The 21,722-nt window shown below is 40.1% G+C and carries 20 protein-coding genes; 18 read left to right on the top strand and 2 right to left on the bottom strand.

What is annotated here, in order from left to right; genetic code table 11:
* Nucleotides 1–200 precede the first annotated feature (200 nt).
* From AAC000_RS02520 to AAC000_RS02535, 4 genes are read left to right on the top strand one after another with little or no spacing between them, the layout of a single operon-like run.
* The gene (locus tag AAC000_RS02520; protein ID WP_339719832.1) at nucleotides 201–1,274 is read left to right on the top strand and encodes a CNNM domain-containing protein; all 1,074 of its coding nucleotides are present in this window, start codon (nucleotides 201–203) and stop codon (nucleotides 1,272–1,274) included.
* 15 nt (nucleotides 1,275–1,289) lie between these two features.
* Nucleotides 1,290–1,994, top strand: a complete 705-nt coding sequence (lolD, locus tag AAC000_RS02525; RefSeq protein WP_339719833.1) for a lipoprotein-releasing ABC transporter ATP-binding protein LolD — start codon at nucleotides 1,290–1,292, stop codon at nucleotides 1,992–1,994.
* Nucleotides 1,994–3,229 (top strand): lipoprotein-releasing ABC transporter permease subunit, encoded by a 1,236-nt coding sequence (locus AAC000_RS02530; protein WP_339719834.1) that lies wholly within the window; start codon nucleotides 1,994–1,996, stop codon nucleotides 3,227–3,229. Before lolD ends, AAC000_RS02530 begins: the two co-directional genes overlap by 1 nt.
* Before the next feature lie 6 nt (nucleotides 3,230–3,235).
* Nucleotides 3,236–5,518 carry an FdhF/YdeP family oxidoreductase gene (locus tag AAC000_RS02535; RefSeq protein ID WP_339719836.1) on the top strand — a complete coding sequence of 761 codons (2,283 nt, stop codon included), beginning with the start codon at nucleotides 3,236–3,238 and terminating at the stop codon, nucleotides 5,516–5,518.
* Between the two features lie 383 nt (nucleotides 5,519–5,901).
* Here the strand turns inward: AAC000_RS02535 and yeiP are convergent, their stop codons facing one another.
* Nucleotides 5,902–6,474 carry an elongation factor P-like protein YeiP gene (gene yeiP, locus AAC000_RS02540; protein ID WP_339719837.1) on the bottom strand — a complete coding sequence of 191 codons (573 nt, stop codon included), beginning with the start codon at nucleotides 6,472–6,474 and terminating at the stop codon, nucleotides 5,902–5,904.
* Nucleotides 6,475–6,625: 151 nt separating this feature from the next.
* Here yeiP and AAC000_RS02545 point away from each other — a divergent pair, with 151 nt between their 5' ends.
* The 13 genes from AAC000_RS02545 (at nucleotide 6,626) to AAC000_RS02605 (ending at nucleotide 17,847) form a co-directional block, all read left to right on the top strand.
* Entirely contained in the window at nucleotides 6,626–8,569 is a 1,944-nt protein-coding gene (locus AAC000_RS02545) for an ATP-dependent DNA helicase (protein ID WP_339719839.1), read from the top strand.
* Nucleotides 8,566–9,252, top strand: coding sequence for a tRNA (adenosine(37)-N6)-threonylcarbamoyltransferase complex dimerization subunit type 1 TsaB (tsaB, locus tag AAC000_RS02550; RefSeq protein ID WP_339719841.1), 687 nt, complete (start codon nucleotides 8,566–8,568; stop codon nucleotides 9,250–9,252). Before AAC000_RS02545 ends, tsaB begins: the two co-directional genes overlap by 4 nt.
* Before the next feature lie 102 nt (nucleotides 9,253–9,354).
* Complete coding sequence (locus AAC000_RS02555) at nucleotides 9,355–9,657, top strand: hypothetical protein (RefSeq protein ID WP_339719843.1); 303 nt, start codon at nucleotides 9,355–9,357, stop codon at nucleotides 9,655–9,657.
* 113 nt (nucleotides 9,658–9,770) lie between these two features.
* Nucleotides 9,771–10,397 carry a Slp family lipoprotein gene (locus AAC000_RS02560; RefSeq protein ID WP_339719844.1) on the top strand — a complete coding sequence of 209 codons (627 nt, stop codon included), beginning with the start codon at nucleotides 9,771–9,773 and terminating at the stop codon, nucleotides 10,395–10,397.
* 37 nt (nucleotides 10,398–10,434) lie between these two features.
* A complete protein-coding gene (locus AAC000_RS02565; RefSeq protein ID WP_339719846.1) occupies nucleotides 10,435–11,001 on the top strand; it encodes a Slp family lipoprotein in 567 nt (188 codons plus the stop codon).
* Nucleotides 11,002–11,130: 129 nt separating this feature from the next.
* Complete coding sequence (locus tag AAC000_RS02570) at nucleotides 11,131–11,970, top strand: alpha/beta hydrolase (protein ID WP_339719848.1); 840 nt, start codon at nucleotides 11,131–11,133, stop codon at nucleotides 11,968–11,970.
* Nucleotides 11,971–12,125: 155 nt separating this feature from the next.
* Complete coding sequence (gene fadD / locus AAC000_RS02575) at nucleotides 12,126–13,781, top strand: long-chain-fatty-acid--CoA ligase FadD (RefSeq protein ID WP_339719850.1); 1,656 nt, start codon at nucleotides 12,126–12,128, stop codon at nucleotides 13,779–13,781.
* Between the two features lie 84 nt (nucleotides 13,782–13,865).
* Entirely contained in the window at nucleotides 13,866–15,032 is a 1,167-nt protein-coding gene (rnd, locus tag AAC000_RS02580; RefSeq protein ID WP_339719852.1) for a ribonuclease D, read from the top strand.
* Nucleotides 15,032–15,310 carry a YcgL domain-containing protein gene (locus AAC000_RS02585; protein WP_339719853.1) on the top strand — a complete coding sequence of 93 codons (279 nt, stop codon included), beginning with the start codon at nucleotides 15,032–15,034 and terminating at the stop codon, nucleotides 15,308–15,310. The genes rnd and AAC000_RS02585 overlap by 1 nt, the downstream gene beginning before the upstream one ends.
* Nucleotides 15,311–15,312: 2 nt before the next feature.
* On the top strand, nucleotides 15,313–16,287 hold the full coding sequence (locus AAC000_RS02590; protein ID WP_339719854.1) for a lytic murein transglycosylase: 975 nt from the start codon (nucleotides 15,313–15,315) through the stop codon (nucleotides 16,285–16,287).
* A gap of 4 nt (nucleotides 16,288–16,291) precedes the next feature.
* Nucleotides 16,292–16,957 (top strand): fumarylacetoacetate hydrolase family protein, encoded by a 666-nt coding sequence (locus AAC000_RS02595; protein ID WP_339719855.1) that lies wholly within the window; start codon nucleotides 16,292–16,294, stop codon nucleotides 16,955–16,957.
* 3 nt (nucleotides 16,958–16,960) lie between these two features.
* On the top strand, nucleotides 16,961–17,350 hold the full coding sequence (locus AAC000_RS02600; protein ID WP_339719856.1) for a hypothetical protein: 390 nt from the start codon (nucleotides 16,961–16,963) through the stop codon (nucleotides 17,348–17,350).
* A gap of 2 nt (nucleotides 17,351–17,352) precedes the next feature.
* Nucleotides 17,353–17,847 carry a YcgN family cysteine cluster protein gene (locus AAC000_RS02605; RefSeq protein WP_339720370.1) on the top strand — a complete coding sequence of 165 codons (495 nt, stop codon included), beginning with the start codon at nucleotides 17,353–17,355 and terminating at the stop codon, nucleotides 17,845–17,847.
* A gap of 7 nt (nucleotides 17,848–17,854) precedes the next feature.
* Here the strand turns inward: AAC000_RS02605 and AAC000_RS02610 are convergent, their stop codons facing one another.
* Entirely contained in the window at nucleotides 17,855–19,228 is a 1,374-nt protein-coding gene (locus tag AAC000_RS02610) for a dicarboxylate/amino acid:cation symporter (RefSeq protein WP_339719858.1), read from the bottom strand.
* 162 nt (nucleotides 19,229–19,390) lie between these two features.
* On the opposite strand from AAC000_RS02610, the gene AAC000_RS02615 reads away from it, so the two are divergent.
* Nucleotides 19,391–21,700 carry an Ig-like domain-containing protein gene (locus AAC000_RS02615; RefSeq protein ID WP_339719859.1) on the top strand — a complete coding sequence of 770 codons (2,310 nt, stop codon included), beginning with the start codon at nucleotides 19,391–19,393 and terminating at the stop codon, nucleotides 21,698–21,700.
* Nucleotides 21,701–21,722 lie beyond the last annotated feature (22 nt).

Raw genomic sequence — 21,722 nt, forward strand, 5'->3', positions numbered from 1 at the left:
GGCCTGTCACGCCGGGGGTCGCGAGTTCGAGTCTCGTCCGTTCCGCCATTAAATTATATGTTAATTACTTCCTTGTAAAAACTCCTTGTAATATCCTCATTAATTGTTCGTTATCTGCCAATGGTTTGATAAGCTTACCTTATGCTACTTACCCATTTTTATATGATGCTTTCTACGCCATCCTCTGAGATTTAGTCCCTATGTTTTTGTTGCTGCTTTATATCTTTATTGCCTTAGGTTTTTCGTTTATTTGCTCTATTGCAGAAGCGGTTATCCTCAGCATTTCCTCTGCGTATATTTCTGTGTTGGAGAAAAATGGCCATCCGTCAGGGGCATTATTAAAAAAACAAGTCAGTGACATTAATCGGCCTCTAGCGGCGATTTTAAGTTTAAATACCATTGCTCATACTATGGGGGCGGCCGGGGCGGGTGCCCAGGCGGCGGTAGTGTTTGGTGATGCCTATCTAGGAATTGCTTCGGCGGTATTGACCTTATTAATTTTGGTTTTTTCAGAAATTATTCCAAAAACCATTGGGGCAACCTATTGGCGACAGCTGGCACCTGGCACCGCTTATTTTTTAAAGTATTTAATGATTGTTCTATGGCCATTGGTGCAGATGGCGCAAAAAATGACATCAAAAATGCAAGATGAATCGCCTCTGGTTGGTTTAAATAGAGATGAATTGGCAGCTATGGCTGCGTTGTCGATGGAAGAAGGCCAAATTGCCGCACGTGAAGCAACAGTGATGCAAAATTTACTGAGTTTAAAGCAGTTAAAAGTGCGTCAAGCTATGACTCACAGAACAGTGGTCTTTTCGTTACCTGATACCATGACAGTTGCAGAGTTTTTAGAAAAACACGCTGAAGTGTCATTTTCACGGATCCCTATTTATGAAGATGGTGAGCCAGAAAAGATTTGCGGTTATGTCTTGAAGTCAGACTTATTGTTGGCTTATGCCCGTGGTAATTTAGATAAAGCACTAAAAACCTATCAAAAAGATATGGTCACTATATTAAGCAGTATGTCCTTAGCAAATGCATTTGCACCTTTACATTCTCAACGAGGCAATATGTTGCTTATTGTCGATGAATACGGTGGCTTAGAAGGGGTCTTAACTGTTGAGGATTTAGTTGAGAGTTTGTTTGGTATTGATATTATTGACGAAAGTGATCAAGTTGTGAGTATGCGAAAATTAGCGCGAATATTGGCGAAAAGACGGGAAAAGAAACGTTTACGCAAGTATGAAAAAATAAAGCCTTCCAAAACAAATTAGGGAAATGTGCTGATTATGAGTGAGTTACTCAGATGTATCAATCTAAGCAAAGAATACAGTGATGGAGAAAACACCGTTAAGGTGCTAAAGAACGTCAATTTTTCTGTTAATACTGCTGAGCAAGTCGCTATTGTAGGGAGCTCAGGCTCAGGAAAAAGTACCTTGTTACATTTATTAGGTGCCTTAGACAAACCTACATCTGGGCAAGTATTGTTTCAACAACAAGATATTTTTTCCTTTAACAGCAACCAACAAGCAACGTTTCGCAATCAATCCCTTGGTTTTGTTTATCAATTTCATCATTTATTGCCAGAGTTTAGTGCTTTAGAGAACGTTGCTATGCCTTTGTTGATCGCTAAAAAAGCGCTTAAAGAGGCGAATGAATTGGCCATTGCCATGTTAGATAAGGTCGGGTTGTCACATAGATACCGTCATAAACCTGCAGAATTATCTGGTGGCGAAAGACAACGTGTGGCGATTGCTAGAGCTTTGGTGACACAACCCAAGCTAATCCTTGCAGATGAACCCACTGGTAACCTAGATCAAAAAACCGGTGAGAGTATTTATCAGTTACTCAGTGATTTGCGTGAACAAATGCATACTAGTTTTGTGGTTGTGACCCATGATACACAGTTGGCCAAAAGGTTAGACCGCGCTATGCACTTAATTGATGGGCATTTAACTGATCCACATAGCCAACCTATGAAGAGTACAATTTAGTGCATTTAACATGGTTGTTGGCATGGCGTTTCCGTTCCAATAAACGCCAAAATGGTTTTATATCCTTTATATCGGCTTCTTCGACTTTTGGTATTGGTTTAGGCTGTTTTGTACTGATTTTGCTGTTGTCCGTTATGAACGGTTTTGAAAGAGAATTGAAAGACCGTTTATTGTCTGTTATTCCTCATGCTGAGTTTAAATCAGTGTATGCAAGCGGCATTGAAAACTGGCCAGCAGAAGTAGAAGCCTTAAAACAACACCCCGAAGTGACCTTTGTGGAACCTTACGTTAACGCTACTGGCATGTTGCAAAAAGGCAATAAGATGAAAGCGGTTGAGATGACAGCTTTAGACCCCCTTTATGCCATTGACGGCGTTATTCCCAGCTTAGTCTCAAGTGAACAGTGGCAGCAGTTTCAACATGATGAAAATGCCACAATGTTAGGTATAGGTCTTATGCAAAAACTGGATCTTAAAGTGGGTGATAAAGTACAGATATTATTACCACAGTTATCTGAGGATTTAAGTTTAAGTGCTCCAAAAACATTACGACTTAGCATTATTGCAAGTTTAGATATGGGCGGTGAACTGAGTAATCATATTGGTTTTATGCACATGTCATTAGCGGCACAGGCTCAGAATATTCAACATGGAGCACAGGGTATACGCTTACGATTCCGCGATGCTTTTATGGCCCGTGAACTAAGCCGCGCCATTGGATATAAGCTCTCACCTGAAGTGTATATGTCTGATTGGACAATTAGCGATGGCAATTTATATCAAGACATTCAGCTTGTAAGAGCAGTCGTCTATATTGCTCTAAGTTTGGTTATTGCCGTGGCTTGTTTCAATATTGTGTCGACTTTAGTGATGGCGGTGAATGAAAAACAAAGCGAAATTGCTATGCTAAAAAGTATGGGCGCAAAAAACAGTCTGATTATCTCAGTGTTTATGTTGCAAGGTACGTTTAATGGCCTCATTGGAACAATTGTTGGGGTGGTGTTAGGGGTTTTAATGGCAACTAACTTGCCCGCGGTAGCACGTTTTATGGAAGATTTATTTGGCGTGCAGTTTTTATCGGCTGACGTTTATTTTATTGATTTTTTACCGTCACAGTTAAATTGGAATGAAGTGTACCTTACGGCGTTTATTGCGATACTGTTGAGTGTTTTAGCGACACTGTATCCCGCAATAAAAGCCGCTAAAATTAATCCCGCAAAAGTATTAGGGCATTAAATAAAAATGACTAAAAAGACTATAAATGTAAAAAACCTCCAGGTGACTGAACAAAAAAGCTGGGCCGCAGGTGTACCAGCGGTTTTGTCGGCATATAAAAATGTGAGCAGCAAAGTAGGGCCTATTAAAGGCACAAAATTACTGAAGCAACTCAATCAAATAGAAGGGTTTGACTGCCCAGGATGTGCTTGGCCAGACCCACTATTAAAACGTTCAACCTTTGAGTTCTGTGAAAACGGTGCAAAGGCCGTTGCCGACGAAGCGACCTTAAAGCGCGCAACGACAAAGTTTTTTAGCAAATATAGTATTGATGATTTAAAACTGAAGTCTGATCGTTGGTTAAATGATCAGGGGCGTTTAGTTGAACCATTGTTTTTAGCCGAAGGTAGCCAGCATTATCAGCCTATTAGCTGGACAGAGGCTTTGAATTTAATTGCCACAAAACTAAACACACTAGATTCCCCTAACCAAGCGGCTTTTTACACGTCAGGGCGCGCAAGTAATGAAGCTGCATTTTTATACCAGTTATTCGTGCGTCAATTTGGTACCAACAACCTGCCAGATTGTTCAAATATGTGTCATGAATCCAGTGGTGTGGGGTTAACTGAGACAATAGGTATAGGTAAAGGTAGCGTTTCACTCCATGATTTAGAAAATAGCGAAGCCATTTTTATTTTTGGACAAAACCCAGGTTCAAACCATCCTCGAATGCTGAGCTCGTTACAAGCAGCGAAACGTCAGGGTGCTAAGATTGTTGCAATCAATCCATTGGATGAGCCAGGTTTAAAACGATTTAAAAACCCACAAGAAGTAACGGGCGTTATTGGCGCTGGTACTGAGTTACGCGACTTGTTTTTACCGGTAAAAATTAACGGTGATCTGCCTTTTCTTAAAGGTTTGTGCAAAGTCTTAATTGAAAGAGATGATGCTGGGCAAGATGTTTTGGATAAAGACTTTATTGAAACGTATTGCGATGGATATGCGGCATTTAAACAAGATATGTTATCTACGGCTTGGAGTGACATTGAGCAACACAGTGGTTTAACTCAAAGTCAAATTAATCAAGCTGCAGATATTGCCTGTGCCTCTAAGAAAACGATCTGTTGCTGGGCAATGGGTATGACCCAACATAAAAACTCAGTGGCCAATATTCAGCTGATGACCAATTTTTTAATGTTGCAAGGTAACTTGGGTAAACCAGGGGCAGGTGTTTGTCCGGTGCGTGGCCACAGTAACGTGCAAGGCGATCGCACTATGGGAATTTGGGAGAAACCCAATGAGTCTTTCTTAGATGCGTTGCAGCAGACTTATGATTTTACTGTACCAAGAGAACATGGTTATGACGCAGTAGAAAGTGTTCATGCAATGGCACAAGGGCAAGTTAAAGTGTTGTTTGCGTTAGGCGGTAATTTTTATCGTGCTATGCCAGATCATGTGGCAACCAAACATGCTTTAGGCAACTGTGAATTAACGGTGCAAGTTTCAACTAAGTTAAATCAATCACATCTATATACAGGTAAAAGCGCTTTGATTCTTCCGGCGTTAGGGCGCACTGAAATTGATAGGCAATTATCAGGTATTCAAACTGTTACCGTAGAAAACTCTATGGGAGTAGTGCAAACTTCCCACGGTAAAATACCTCCAGCTTCAAACTTACTAAAGAGTGAAGTGGCAATTATCGCCGAGTTAGCCGCACTAACCTTGCCGAGTAGCCATATAAACTGGCAGCAAATGCAGGACGACTATAGCGTGATCCGTGACGGCATTGCTCAAGTGATCCCAGGATTTGAGCGCTTTAATCAACGTATTGAAGAATTAGGTGAGTTTGAATTACCTAATGCGGTGCGAGATGAACGTAAATTTGACACCATCAACGGTAAAGCTAACTTTGTGGTCCATGAAATTGATTCTATTGCTGTGCCAAATGGTTGTTTATTAATGATGACGATCCGCAGCCATGACCAGTTTAATACTACTGTGTATACCAACAATGATAGGTACCGTGGCATTCATGGCAGCCGCCGAGTGGTTTTTGTTAATGCTGATGATCTGCAAGATTTAAGCTTACAAGCAGGACAACAAGTGGATATCCACAGTCATTGGCCGAACGAAAAGATACAAACCAGAACGGTAGAAGATTTTACTCTGGTTGAATATGATATTCCTCGTGGGTGTGCCGCCGCTTATTATCCTGAAACAAACGATTTGATCCCCCTGAGTAGTGTCGCAGTTAAAAGTAATACACCCGCTTATAAGTCAGTGGTGATCAGTTTACATAAAAAAACGTAAATGAAGCTTAGCCATAGGCGAAAAAAGGCACAGATAAATGCAAAAAAAGTGGTTTTTCTTAAATTCTAAATTTTTGATGGTGTGAAAGAAGCTAGAAGCTAGAAGCTAGAGTTATTTTGTACCACGTGAGGAACAGGTGAATATCTGGTACCAAGCACAGAGAAAAATCCTTATCAATCTTTTCTCTGTGCAGCGAAGCACTTTGTGTACTCTGTGGTTCAAATGCTTTTAAGGCTTAAATTTTAAAAGCTAAAAGAAATATTCACCACAGAGGAAGGAGAGAACACAGAGCAAAGAAAATTTGGTTTTTAACAATCTATTCCTTTGTGCAGCGAAGCGCTCTGGCTCGATACTCTATGTGGTGAATGATCTTTGTGTTTAGATTAAGAATCTGCACGACCCATAAATTTACTTTCTGCTGTGTTTACTTTGATTTTTTCGCCACTTGCAATGTACTCAGGCACTTGTACGACTAATCCAGTGGAAAGAGTAGCAGGCTTAGTACGGGCACTAGCAGATGCACCTTTAATCGATGGATCGGTTTCTGTAATCACTAAGTCAACAGAAGCGGGCAATTCAACGCCTACGGGTTTTCCTTCAACCAATAAAATTTGCAAGCCTTTTGTATCTTCGGTGATAAAAGGTAATTCATCGCTTATGGTTTCTGAATTTAATGGATAAGAAGAATAATCTTCGTCATCCATAAACACATATTCGTCGCCATCAACATAAGAAAAACTCACTTTATTACGATGAAAGTCTACAAGGTTGAGCACTTCATCGGCTTTAAAACTTTCATCTGCTTTAGCCCCTGTACCCACTTCATATAAACGCATTCTATATAAACTGGCACCAGCGCGGCCGCTTGGTGTCATCTTATTGATGTCTTTGACTATATAAGTTTTGCCATTAAGTTCAACGGCGGCATTCTTTTTAATTTCACTTGCTTTTGGCATGGTAGAGACCCTTTATAATTTTGCCGCAAAAAATAACATGAAAACCAAAATAGACAAAGGAAGTTGCTACAACTTTTCACTCGTTAGTTGTGATGCTTTTTGGCATAATGCTGGGCTGTTTTTTTGCTTCCCAAATATTCATTAAGGCGCTATGTCCAAAACATCCTATTTGTTTGCTGCCGATGGCAAGTTATCTGAGGCTATCGATGGGTTTGTGCCGCGCCAAGCACAAACTGATATGGCGGTTGCCGTTGAAAATACCATTAAAAACAAAGCGCCGCTTATTGTAGAAGCAGGGACAGGCACGGGTAAAACCTTTGCTTATTTAGCACCGGCCCTGTTATCTCAAAGAAAAACCATTGTCTCCACAGGTACTAAAAACCTGCAGGAGCAACTTTTTCACCGTGACTTACCCCTGATTAAAAAAGCGTTGGGCGCTAATAGCAAGACGGCTTTATTAAAAGGTCGAGCTAACTATTTATGTTTACATAGGTTAAGGCAACACAGTGGCAACAGTACTTTAGTTGATAGACAAACCTTGACTGAACTCACCCAAGTACGAGAGTGGGCTTCGAGTACTAAGTCCGGTGATATGGGCGATATGAAATCGCTGGCAGAAGACGCTAAGGTATTGCCTTTTGTGACTTCTACAGCTGATAACTGCTTAGGTAAAGACTGCCCTGATTACGAAGACTGTTATATGGTCAAAGCCCGCCGTAAAGCATTAGATGCGGATGTAGTGGTAGTTAATCACCATTTGTTTTTTGCTGATATGGCGTTAAAAGACACAGGATTTGGAGAGTTAATACCTGAAGCAGATGTAGTGGTATTTGATGAAGCCCATCAAATACCTGATATTGCCAGTGAGTATTTTGGAGAGACGTTTTCAAGCAGGCAAATGCAGGACATTAGCCGTGATGTGGAAGTGGTATATCGCACCGTACTCAAAGATGCGAAACAATTACAAAGTGCTGCAGAAAAATGCAAAATGATAGCGGCTGATTTACGTATTTTATTCCCTGAAAATCCTTCTAAAGGTAATTGGCAGCAAATGTTGTCCCGGAACGATGTGCAAACTCAAATTAGTAAATTAACGGATGCGTTAGGTGTGTTTTACGAAGTACTTAAATTGCATGTGGGTCGTGACAAAGATTTAGACAGTATTTTTGAACGAGTCTCAGAAATAAAGGGTAAGTTAGCCCGTTTAACTGATACTACCCAATTAGGTGTGAGCCTTTGGTACGAAACAACCATGCGTCATATTGTGCTGCATTTAACGCCTTTAAGCATATCCCAAAAATTTGCAGATTTTATTGCTGAACCAAAACGCAGTTGGGTATTTACCTCTGCAACTTTGATGGTTGATGGCGGTTTTAAACATTTTCAAAAGCAAATGGGTTTAGACAATGCTACTACATTGTCATTAGATAGCCCTTTTGATTATCCCAATCAAGCAATGTTATGCGTACCACGATTCTTGCCAGAGCCTAATGCTCGGGAAATGCGCGCGACCTTGTTGGATATTTCTATCAAACTTGTTAAAGCCAGTCGTGGACGTTGTTTCTTATTATTTACTAGTCATGCCACACTGAATGCCATCGCCGATCAACTTAAAGATAAAATCGACAACCCTATTTTAGTTCAAGGCTCCACAACCAAACGGGCATTGCTGGAAAGTTACATTGAGAATAAAGACGCAGTGTTGTTAGGTACAGGTGCATTTTGGGAAGGAGTGGATGTCCGAGGAGATGATTTAACTTGTGTACTAATCGATAAATTACCATTTGCTTCTCCCGATGATCCCTTGTTGCAAGCTCGGATAGAAGATTGCCGTAAAAGTGGTGGAAACCCTTTTGCTCAGTTACAAATCCCTCAGGCCGCTATTGCCTTAAAACAAGGGGCTGGGCGCCTGATCCGCGACGAAACCGATAAAGGTGTGCTGGTCATTTGTGATAACAGATTGGTCACCAAAGACTATGGTAAAATTTTTATGGGTAGTTTGCCGGATATGCATCGCACTCGGGATCTACAAAAAGCATTAGATTTTTTAAATGACATACACAGCGACAAAGATGAAGTTGAGACTCAATCATGAATATTTTAGTAATAGATACCGCCACTGAGGCTTGTTCTGTGGCCCTTGAAGTTAATGAACAAGTGTTCAACCGTTTTGAGGTTTGCCCGCAACAACACAGTCAACGTATCTTACCTATGATTGATGAGGTGTTAAATGAAGCCAAGGTGACACTGCAAAATATAGATTATTTGGCCTTTGGACGTGGTCCAGGCAGTTTTACTGGGGTACGTATTGCAACAGGAGTATTGCAGGGGTTAGCGCTGGGAACAGGCCATAAAGTGGTGGGAATATCGACTTTAGCGGCCATGGCACAGCAAGCGTATATGCAAAATCACAGTAAGCAAGTCACGGCAGCGATCGATGCGCGCATGTCAGAAGTGTATTTTGGGCAATATCAATTACAACAAAGTGTTATGACACTGGTGGGCAATGAACAAGTACTCGCACCGGAAGATGCGGCAGAAATCCTCAGTAAAAATTCTGAAATGGCAGGGGTTGGCACTGGATGGCAAGCCTATCCAGAATTAAATGCTAGTGCAAAAATTGACGAGTTAACCGATATTCTGTACCCAAATGCTTTGTATATGCTGCCTTTAGCCAAACACCTAATAACAAAGGGTGACGCCACTGAAGTAGAAGCAATTCAACCGGTTTACCTACGTGACAAAGTGACATGGAAAAAGTTACCGGGAAGAGAGTAGTTATCGACTCGATAAATTTGGAACAATTCTTGTATAATTTTTTTGAGTTTAATTGAGGTTGAAGGTTTATTGACTAGTGTTGCTAAAATTTTGGAAAAGTAGTTGAGTATAGACTCAGTATCGTTATTAAAAGCATCTGATATTGCCCGTTCTTCACGGGATAAACCGCGTGTTGTTAAATCAGAAAAAACTCACGATGAGCAACAGCCCAGTTCAAAAGCATCGATTATTCGCGCCGGTGATAGCGAAAGTGTTCAAAAAGCAGCATCTTTCAATCAACAAAGCCACTCTATTTCAAACAATAGCTTAAACGAAAAGTCAGCCATTGCAGCTTATCAAAGTGTTGCTAAAGAGCAGCAACGTCAAGGTATTCAGTTATTGTTGGGTGTCGACACTTTCGTTTGATCTATTTGATAATTTAATACATATCAAAATAACGTTAAAATTCAGTGGCTGTTCAGTTACTATAAATACAATACTAGTTAAACATTCCCTGATTGAACTTTCTGAGGATCATTATGAATATTCGTATATATGCGTTTTTAGGTACTATTTTGTTGGCGGGGTGCTCAACATTTCCTGAACAACTTCAGCTAGAAGATTCTACGCAGTTAGTCATTTATGAGGACGCTGCCTCGAAGGCTGAGCAAGTTAAAGGTAAGATGTTACGCTGGGGTGGTGCAATCGCAAAAGTCGAAAATAAAGCAGATTCAACTGTTTTTGAAATGGTTTATTACCCATTAAATGGCTATGGTCGCCCTATCTCTGGTGAAGAAAGCATGGGACGGTATCGCATTCATGTGAATGGCTTTATGGATCCTATGGTGTATCAAGTTGGACGATTGATGACATTTACAGCCGAGTTAAATGGTCTGGAAAAAGGCTTGGTTGGCGAACATGAATACGTATTTCCAACAGCCAATGTTACGGCCTACTACTTGTGGAAAAACGTGCAGCGAATCGATGTAAGTAGTGTGCATGTTTGGCCATATCAATATTGGTACGGTCATTATCCGCGCCGCTATAATAGAAGTCTCATTATTCGCAGCACAAGCGGAAACAGAGGACATAAGGGCAATGCAATTCGTCCAAGTGGGGCGACGACTCTACCTAAACCAGTAAAAACAACGCGAGATAAATCTTAATTGTATCTTTTTAAAACGTTTTCCTAAGGACAGTAGAATGACCAATAACTTAACAGTTTTGGCAGTTGTAGCTTTACTTGGCGGATGTACCGCCTTACCCGAGCAAGTCCAAGTTTCTCATGGACAAAAATTAATTGGATTTAGTGAGGTTAGCGAAAACTCTGTCGGTGAATCTGTGAGGTGGGGCGGCATTATCACTGAGCTGAGCAAACAGGATGGTGTTGCAAATGTGACTATCACTCAGTATCCGCTATTGGCCTCGGGTCAACCTACCTATGCGTCAGGTAGTTTTGGGCGTTTTACTGCAAAATTAAATAACTCATTGAATATAGACCGCTTAGAAAAGGGAAGTGTGCTCACGCTAATAGGAGATATTGAAGATGTACACAACCCTTATCCTGAACTTAAGTCAACACAGTTAGCCCAAGTGTCAGTCGATGGTTTTTACGTGTGGAATGGCTTTTCTAAAGCTGATCATTCAATAACCTTGGATAATAACCCTGCTTTTATCCAACGAGGAAAGTGGGGATGGCAAGTTAAAAGCGAAAAAGAAAAACAAAGAGAACGCCAAGAGAGAATAAACGAGCAAAATAGCCGCTACTGACAGAAATCTGTTTTTTGTATGAGTGATATTTGATTATAAAAAGTGGAAACTTTTTGCCGTTATCGGCAATTAATTTTATATTGGCGGCAATTATTTGCCGCTTTTTTGTGTTTTCAAAAAGGACTAAACGTGCAACAAGCCCTCGAATTCCCCCTTGCCAACGTAACCCTTCGCGGTATTGGTTATGGTGATCCTTGCAAACCTATGATTTTGGCATTACATGGGTGGTTAGACAACGCAGCGAGTTTTAATCCTATTGCTGACTACCTCAGTGACTATTATATTGTAGCACTGGACATTACAGGTCATGGGTTGTCATCCCATAGAACGGATGGTGCACACTATCATCTCATTGATTTTCCTTATGATTTACATGAATTGGTGGATTCCCAAGGCTGGCAGTCGTTTATTTTGATGGGGCATTCTATGGGAGGTATCATTGCGACTATTTACGCTAGCTGTTTTCCTGAGTTTGTCAGTAAGCTCATTTCTATTGAGTCCTTTGGCCCTATGACAAAAGATCCACAAAGTAGCCCAATTCAACTCAGGGATTCTATTTTGAGTAGGTTAAAGGCTCAAAAAAGTGAGGCGAAACACCCAAGAAGCATTGAGCGCACTGTCGAAGCAAGAGCGATGGTGGGTGACATTAAATTGGAATCCGCAAGATTATTGATCACTCGAAACATCCGAGAAGAAAATCAGCAATTATATTTTACTACTGATAGGCGTTTACGGACCTTTTCATCTCTTAGAATGACTGAATCCCAGGCCGAAGCGTTTATGCGAAATATTCAATGTCCCACCTTAGTCATAACGGGATCACAAGGATATGAATCAATGCGAACTGCGTTACACAAAAGATTGGATTGGGTTAAAGACCTAGTTATGGTCGAGTGTGAGGGCTTCCATCATTTACATATGGACAATCCTCAACCAGTTGCTAACGCAATTGTTTGTTTTTTAAGCTAAATTTAAACTGGTCTTAGTTGTTAATCATTTGTTGATTTATCTTTGCGAAAGTATTAGGTAGAATCCCTGCTGATAAACATTCTATTAAAATAATAAAAAATTGGCTTTTGCCTCTGTAACAAGTGGGCGTGTAAAGTTAATGGCTTGGAGGTACAGTGGAAAAAATCTGGTTGAAGAATTATGACCCTAGGGTTCCTGCCGACATCGATCCTGATCGTTATTCATCCATAGTTGATATTTTTGAGCAATCTATCGAAAAATACTCAACCAATATCAGTTATATCAATATGGGAAAAAGCATTACTTTTGCAGAGTTAGATGTGCTGACTCGTGATTTCGCTGCATATTTACAAAGTTCAGGTCTGAAGAAAGGGGATGCGGTGGCAATTATGATGCCTAACCTTATCCAATATCCTGTGGCGCTGTTTGGGATCTTGCGAGCAGGTATGACTGTTGTGAATGTGAATCCTTTGTATACTGCCAGAGAATTACAACATCAATTAACTGACTCAAACGCTAAAGCTATTGTTATCGTTGAAAATTTTGCCTGTACTTTGAGTGAAGTGATTAAAAATACCGCTATAGAGACGGTGTTATTAACCTCCATTGGTGACATGTTGTCACCCCTGAAGAAAACTCTTACTAATTTTGTCATAAAATACGTTAAAAAGATGATTCCTGCTTTTGATTTACCTCATGCAGAAAGCTTCTTGTCCGCCCTTAAACAAGGCAATAAACAAGTGTATCAACGTCCTGAAATAAGCGGCGAGGATCTGGCGTTTTTGCAATACACAGGGGGGACAACTGGGGTTTCAAAAGGGGCAATGTTAACCCATAGAAATATTGTGGCCAATTTAGAGCAAACGTCGAATATCCTTGAAAATGTCATTGAGCTAGGTCAAGAATTAGTAGTGACGGCTTTACCTCTTTATCATATCTTTGCCTTACAAAGTAACTGCTTAACCTTTGTTAAATTTGGCTGTCCAAATTTACTGATAACTAACCCTCGTGATATGCCGGGTTTTGTTGCTGAACTCAAAAAGTACCCGTTCACAGTTCTGACGGGTGTTAATACTCTGTTTAATGGGCTTCTAAATACACCTGGTTTTTCAGATTTAGATTTTAGTGGCTTAAAATTTTCCTTGGGTGGTGGTGCTGCTGTGCAGAAACCCGTTGCTGAGCGTTGGCACAAAACGACAGGGAACGTATTACTTGAAGGATATGGATTAACTGAGTGTTGTCCTGTTGTCACTGTTAACCCGCCGCACCTTGAAGCGTATAAAGGTTCTATTGGTATGCCGGTACCTTCGACTGATATAAGACTAGTGGATGAAGAAGGTAACGAAGTTGCTATGGGAGAAGCGGGGGAAATGTTAGTCAAAGGTCCTCAGGTGATGAAAGGTTATCTGAATCGGCCTGAAGCCACTGCTGAGATGATAGTTGATGGCTGGTTAGCCACGGGCGACATTGCAACTTGTGATGAAGATGGTTATTTTTATATCGTTGATCGTAAAAAAGATATGATTTTGGTTTCAGGGTTTAACGTCTTTCCCAATGAGATCGAAGAAGTTGCTGCCATGCATGACGATGTAATAGAAGCTGCCGCTATAGGTGTACCCCACGAGGTTTCTGGAGAAATTGTAAAATTAGTCGCAGTGCGTAAAAATGACACATTATCTGAAAGTGACTTAATTGAACATTGTCGTAAACATTTAACAGGTTATAAGGTACCGAAAAAAGTTGAGTTCACAGACGAGCTTCCTAAAAGTAATGTTGGTAAGATACTACGTAGAGAATTAAGAGATAAATAAAGCTAACAACTTTTACCGTTAAATGGAAAAAGCCGGCTGTAGCCGGCTTTTTTATGGGTAATGTGACTACTAATTTGGAAATCCATGGAATACAACTTTATTACCAGTAATCAAGCACTCGCAGATTTTTGTCAACAAGCCAGTCAAGCAGACGCTATAGCCGTAGATACCGAATTTGTGCGTACCCGTACTTTATATCCTCAGTTGGGCCTAATACAGATGTACGACGGCAAACAATTGGTTTTGGTTGATCCTTTGGCAATTGATGATTTCTCAAGTTTGACAGAATTGTTAAGCAACCCTGACGTGGTTAAAATATTACATTCTTGTTCTGAGGATTTAGAAACCTTTTGGCACGCTTTTAAAGTCATGCCATATCCTGTGTTTGATAGTCAGTTTGCGGCTAGCATAGTAGGGATGGGACCCGCTTTAGGTTATGCGAAGTTGGTGGAAATCATGCTTGATATAGTAGTCGATAAAGGTGAGTCGCGCACTGATTGGTTAGCTAGGCCTTTACGAGATGAACAGTGTGATTATGCAGCTAAAGACGTGCTGTATTTGTTACAACTCTATCCAGAACTTAAATCTCGAGTAGTAGCACAAAATAAACTACCTTGGGTGTATGAGGAAATAGCCCATCTAGCGACTAAAAAACAAACCGCAATTCCTCTAAATTCGGTGTATTTAACCATTAAGAATAACTGGAAATTATCGAATAAAGGGGTGTTGATTTTAAAAAAATTGGCGGCTTGGCGGACTTCAGTTGCAAGGCAGCGTGATATGGCATTAAATTTTGTGGTGCGAGAAGAAAATTTAGTTTCAATTGCTACTCTGCAACCATCGAGTAAAAATGAATTACGTACAATTCAAGGAGTAAATCCACACGAAGTACGGATACACGGCGACGCTTTGCTAGCAATTGTTGCTGATTGCCAAAACGTTTCTGATGAGGCTTACCCACCAAGAGTAAAACGTTTAAATGATATCGAAGATTACAAAAATACTGCTGCGAGTGTTAAAAAACTATGTTTGAGTGTTGCCGAAAAACATGCCATTCCTCCCGAATTAGTCGGGTCTAAAAAACAAATTAACCAATTACTCAAATGGTGTTGGTTTAGTCAGGATGAAACTCGTGACATGGGATTACAACCGGATTTGTTGAGTAGTTGGCGTCGTGCACTTTTGTTAGAAGGGTTAGTTAATATTAGTGCCCTTAATTTATCCAGTGATCTGCTTGAGGAAAATGTTTAATGTTATGCGCAGTATACAAAAGCAGTAAAAAACAAGAGACCTATTTGTATGTGCCGGGTAGAGACGACTTTTCTAAGGTGCCAGAGGCATTATTAAAAACCTTTGGCAAACCCATTTTTTTAATGATTATGCCACTTAAAAAAGACCGAGAACTGGCAAGTGTGGATATCAATAAGTTGCGCTCTGAGCTTAAAACCAAAGGCTTTTATTTGCAGCTTCCACCACCCATTGAAAATTTATTAAAAATTCATTTACAACAAAATAATACAGACCAATAACCATGAAATGTACCTATCACTTATTGCTTATATTTTTACTTATAGTCAGTCAGACCCTGAATGCTAAACCTAGCTTTGAGGAGTATTTAGTTGATTTAAAGTTACAAGCCATTGAACAAGGTTACACCAGTGAGTTTGTTGACCGAGTGTTTAAGGGGGTTAGTTACCGTAAAAAAACGGTCACAGCAGATAAAAATCAACCAGAAACTAAATTAACGTTAGATAAATATTTAGCTACCCGTGTTCCCGACTGGAAAGTTAAAAAAGCCGTTGATTTAATGGCGCAGCACAAAGTGCTATTAGATCAAATAGAGCAACAGTTTGGTGTACAGAAACGTTTTATCGTGGCGCTCTGGGGTAACGAGAGTAACTTTGGCAATATTATGGGCAAACACTCGATAATTAACTCACTGGTGACCTTAGCATATGAGGGTAGGCGAGAAGCTTTATTTAAAAAACAACTCTTTGCTGCGTTAAAGATCCTTGATCAAGGACATGTTAAATTGGAAAACTTTGTAGGCTCATGGGCGGGCGCTATGGGTCAAAGTCAATTTATGCCCACTTCGTTTTTAGACTATGCGATCGATTTTGATAACGATGGCCGTAAAGATATATGGAATAATACTGCTGACGTGTTTGCGTCTATTGCTAATTTCCTAAAAACCGAAGGGTGGAGTAGTGATATAACATGGGGACGTCAAGTGAGCGTATTAGGTGATTTTGATTTTAGTGTAGCGGGATTGAAGTCATCAAATAAACGTTTGTTATCTGACTGGCAGAATATCGGTGTAAGGCGTTACAATGGTGATGACTTACCAAAAGTGGATGTGTTTGCATCACTGATAAATCCTGACGGGAAAGATGGCCGGATATATCTGGTTTATGAAAATTTTCATACCTTAATGAAATGGAACCGTTCAAGCTATTTTGGAGTATCAGTCAGCTATTTGTCTGATCGTATTAAAAAAGGATCGTAAAAGGATGTTTGAATATCGACATATTGACAGTGATGGCAACAATATCGATTTACCCTTGGGGAAAGTCGTCTGTGTCGGACGAAACTATCTTCAGCATATAAAAGAATTAGACAATGAAGTGCCAAGTACGCCATTATTGTTTATTAAACCAACTACAGCCTTATGTGATCTAAATAAACCTGTTGTCATTCCTAAAAACTTTGGCCCTTGCCACAATGAGTTGGAAGTGGCGATATTGATTAAAAGCCCTCTTTGTAAGGCTTCAACTGAAGACGTAACAGCGGCAATTTGGGGAGTCGGTTTAGGATTAGATCTCACATTAAGAGATGTGCAAAGTACATTAAAAAAACAAGGTCATCCATGGGAACGTGCTAAAGCGTTTGACGCTAGTTGCCCTATGTCGCAATTTGCTGCTGTAAATAGGGTTGAAAATTTAACCGATATAGACTTTAGTTTACAGGTGAACAATGAATTAAGACAACTAGGTAATAGCCAACATATGCTGTTCTCTATTGTAAAATTACTGGTTAATATTTCCCATGCTTTTACGCTTTTACCAGGGGATATAGTGATGACAGGCACACCAAAAGGAGTGGCATCTTTATCTGTTGGTGATGAGTTATTAATCGATTTGAATGGACACTTTTCAATTATGACGAATGTTGTATAGATAATGAAATTTTCATATAACTTTATAGTAGATCCTGCGAACAAAATATTAATTTGTGAAACTTTTGGTGAAGCAAGAGAACTTGTGGATCTTGAGCATCTCTTAAAAACAATTGTTAAGATGGCAGGTAAAAATCAGGTGAAGAATGTAGTGCTGGATAATACGGAATTCAGATTGCTCTTTTCCAATATAGAAATTGCTAAATTGTTGATAACCGTGCAAGAAAACGGCTGGCTAGGCGGTTTAAAAGTCGCAAGAATAGTGAAGCCTGAAATGAATATTGAAAACGTGATTGAAGGGCTTGCTGAAAGTTTGTCTTTGTCGATTAAAAATTTTGAAACAAGAAGTGAAGCCATGCTTTGGTTGTTGTTTGATAAAGTGAGAGATAAGTAATGATGGGCGTTAAATATTGGGAAAGCACATCATTAGAGAATATGTCTGATAAAGAATGGGAAGGCATTTGTGATGGGTGTGCCAAATGTTGTTTGCATAAATTTATTGATGATGAAAACGTGTCAGAGCCAGCCACTACAAATCAAATTCAACTTGGGGAAAAAATTCATTACACCAATATCGTTTGCAATCTGTTGAATACAAAATCGTGTTCTTGTACCCAGTACTCAGAGCGAACTAAACTAGTGCCAGAGTGTGTCAAACTTACCAAAGATAACCTCCAAGATATCTTTTTTATGCCACCAAGTTGCAGTTATCGCAGGCTTTATGAAGGCAGAGGATTGCCAAGTTGGCATCCTCTGTTAAATAAAAACAAAAAGTCAGTAATGCATAAAGTTGGCATGTCTGTCCGCGGAAAAACAGTATCCGACAAAGATGTGGATCTTGAAGAATTCGAAGATTTCATCGCATTGTGGCCGATAGAAGATTTAGACTAGTTAATGATTAACTGTTTTTGTCTAAATGCGTAAAATCGACTTCTTCTTCAGATATCCCTGCATCTGGATCGTTAAACACGTCAATATCTAGTTCGTTTTCACTTTTAGCCACAATACACGCCACCATGCAGTCACCCGTAACATTTACTGCAGTTCGGGTCATATCTAACAATCGATCTACGCCTATAATAAGTGCAATACCTTCTACAGGTAAATTCACCTGTTGTAACACCATAGCTAGCATGATGAGGCCCACACCAGGCACTCCTGCTGTGCCTATAGAGGCAAGCGTTGCGGTGAGTATAACCATCATATAATCACTTAAACTTAAATCTACGGCATAGACTTGAGCAATAAATACAGTGGCTACGCCTTGCATAATGGCAGTGCCATCCATGTTAATTGTAGAGCCAAGGGGAACGGTAAAAGAAGCGACTGAGCGTTTAACGCCTAGCTTGCTAATTGCTGTTTCCATAGTAATAGGCAAAGTTGCACTGCTGCTGGAAGTACTAAACGCAAATATCGCCGCATCACGCATCTTTCTGATCAATATTAAAGGGCTCAAACCACTTAAGGTTTTTAAAATAATGGGATAGGTAACAAAAGCGTGAACGAACAACGCAAATATAACCAATAGGAAATACTTAAATAAACTTGCTATGGTGTCAAAGCCTATAGTGGCGAACAATTTGGCCATCAGCACAAATACTCCATAAGGTGCAAGGTTCATCAAAATAGTTACAAGTTTCATTATTACTGCGCTTAAATCTTCAAATACACTGGTTAGTCTTTTGCCTGCATCCCCTGTCATCGCCATAGATATGCCAAAAAGTACTGCAAATACAATGATTTGTAACATGTTACCTTCGGCCATCGCGTTAATAGGATTGGTGGGCATCATATTGATGATGACTTGTCCTAGGGTCGGCGCTTGTTTGGCAACATAGGTGGATTCAGAAACAAGATTTAACCCTTCGCCTGGATTAACTAATAAGGCTAAACTGACGGCTAAACTGATAGCGAGCGCCGTTGTAAATACGTAAAGTAATATCGATTTCCCTCCTAATCGCCCTAATTTAGAGGGATCAGATAAACTCGATGTGCCACATACTAAAGAAACAAAAACTAAAGGTACAACCAGCATCTTTAAACTGGCGATAAATATACTTCCCACTACATTAAATATACCTTCGACTAAAAGTGCATACGTTGAAACGTGCAAGCCGAATACACTAAAAGAAAAATCTCCGCTATCATCAAACAACCATTGTAATAAAGCTCCGATAATTATTCCGGCAATCATGCCGATAAAGATACGAGCGGTTAGTCCGAGTTTTTGTGGTGAGGGTTTTTGTGATGACAAATGGGTTGATGTGGTCATGAAAATCCTAAGCTTTATTTTTGTTAAAAGTCGCGAGTTTTAGTGCTATTGAATTTGGTTATCTACTATAACCTAAAGCAAGGTTAACAAGATTATTGTTCAAGCTGAACTGTTAAAGTGAATTTGCCATCACAATATGGCTCATGTGTATAGGAAAGGTTTATGATTTTACGTTTTAGAACGCTGTTAGTATTTTTGGCTTTATTGAGCCTTTTCTCTTGTGGAGGCGGGGGAGAAATTTCTCGTGATGATAGTACAGGAAGCACTGGTGGTGGAGGTACGGTTAATGTCACCAGAAATGTAGAATTGGAGTTTACTGATGCTAATGGTCAATCTTCAAAAGATTTAAACGAATCTAACCCTTTAACACTGACAGCTACTGCTATTGATTCAAATGGTGATCCAGTTGCGGATACATTAATAACTTTTACTTTTCAACCTGAAGGATTGGCTATATTCGGTAATGATTCAGGTACTGCTTCTACTGGTAATGATGGCGTTGCTTCGATTGATATTTTAGTCGGTGAAAACTCGGGCGATGGGGTTATAATTGCTACTTTAAGCTCTGGTGAAACAGATGACACTACTTTCAAGTCTTCTGGTACTACGCGAATAGGCGTCATCCCTGCATCTATAGAATTGTATGGAAGTTCTACACAATTAGCATCAAGTGGGTCTGATGAAATTGAATTAATTGCACAAGTGAAAGATGCCAATAATGTTTTGCTTGAAGGTGTAACCGTAACTTTTTCAGCAAACTCTTCTGCTAGCTTACAAATTACCCAAGGTATAACTGGGGCTGATGGTATTGCCACCGCGCTGCTTGATACTCAAAACAAGCCTGAAAACAGAACGATCACTGTGGCCGCCACCGCCTCTGGGTTGGCTGAAACAAAAACCTTAGATATTCAAGTTGTTGGCACATCAATCTCAGTAAACGGTCCGCCTACAGTTATCGTAGGAGAGACAGCTACCTTCACAATTTTTCTGTCAGATTTTGATGGTGTAGGGATCGCCAACCAGATTATTCAAGTGGAATCTCAACAGGGCAATGGGTTTGATTCAAACGCTTATGTTACCGATGGTGAAGGCCAAGTCGTGGTGAATTATACCGCGAACAGTTCTGGATTGGACTTGATAACCGCGTCAGCACTAAACGCTAATGGTGCGTTAAATGTAACTGTCCAGCAGGACCAATTCAGTTTTACAGAGGTTTCTACAGAAGATATCCCATTAGGCACAGCAAGTAATATAGAGTTAACTTGGTTAAAAGATACTGTACCTTTTGCAAATGGAACAATAACCCTAACAACGACTAGAGGAACGCTGTCAGCTACAAATGTAAAAACTAATTCCAGTGGTAAGGCAACCTTTCAAATTCAATCAAGTAACGCAGGTAGAGCAATTGTCTCAGCTCAAGGTGTCGATTCTAGTAGTGATACTCCGGTTTATGTCAATGTCAGTACTGATATTGAATTTGTAGCCACCCAAGTTAATAATATTATTTTGTCTGCAAGCCCTAATTCAATTGGTCCTGCGGGTCAAAAAAGTACCATAACAGCGGTATTACGCGATGCTGCAGGAAATCTCGTTAAAGGTAAAACTGTTAATTTTAATAATGATGACGTCAGTGGCGGTGAAATCTTCCCAGCATCAGCTATTACTGATAGTAATGGAGTGGCTTCAACGGTCTATACCTCTTCTAGTGTAACGACGGAAAATGGCATTACTATATCTGCAACAGAACCAGACTCTAATATTATGACTAGCTTAAACTTGACTGTTGCAAACAGATCGCAATTTATCTCTATCGGTACAGGAAATGTTATTTCTTCACCTGATGAAACCAGTTATTTGAAGAAGTTTACTGTTTTCGTAACTGATGCCAATTCAAATCCGGTTAGTGGCGTCGAACTAACTGTGACGGGGACACCGGTTAAATACTCTGAAATTCTTGAACCCAATGCAGAGCCCGGTGACGCAAACTATCAAGCAATTCGCCCTGCATTTTATAAAGGTTATTGGGTTGCGTATCCGAATCAAGAAGATTTTGAGTTCTGGACAGCTGTACGTACCGTTGGTTGTGCTAATGAAGATGTAGATGACGATGCTATTGAAGATCCGAACGAAGATGTAAATGGCGATGGCGAGTTAACGCCAGGAAATATACTGTCGATAGACGGTGATATTGTCACAGACGAAAATGGGCAAGCCATCATTGAATTAAGATATGCTAAAACATATGCTGCTTGGGGGCAGGTCAAGATAACGGCTAGTACTCCTGTGTCAGGCAGTGAATCACAAGCGAGTCAATTTTTCTTATTGTCGGCCTCGTCGACTGACCTGCGAGAAGAAGCTACACCTCCAAACACTAATCCATTTGGAAGAGGTTTAAATTCTGTTGAAGATCCTAACAACCCAGGCACATTTATAGATGATGGTGCTAATTTAACCTGTGAAAATACATTGTAATAAAGGAACTCGTTTGCCAGTT

Origin of the sequence: uncultured Paraglaciecola sp. (assembly GCF_963977085.1) — a bacterium.
In the GTDB taxonomy this organism is placed as follows: domain Bacteria; phylum Pseudomonadota; class Gammaproteobacteria; order Enterobacterales; family Alteromonadaceae; genus Paraglaciecola.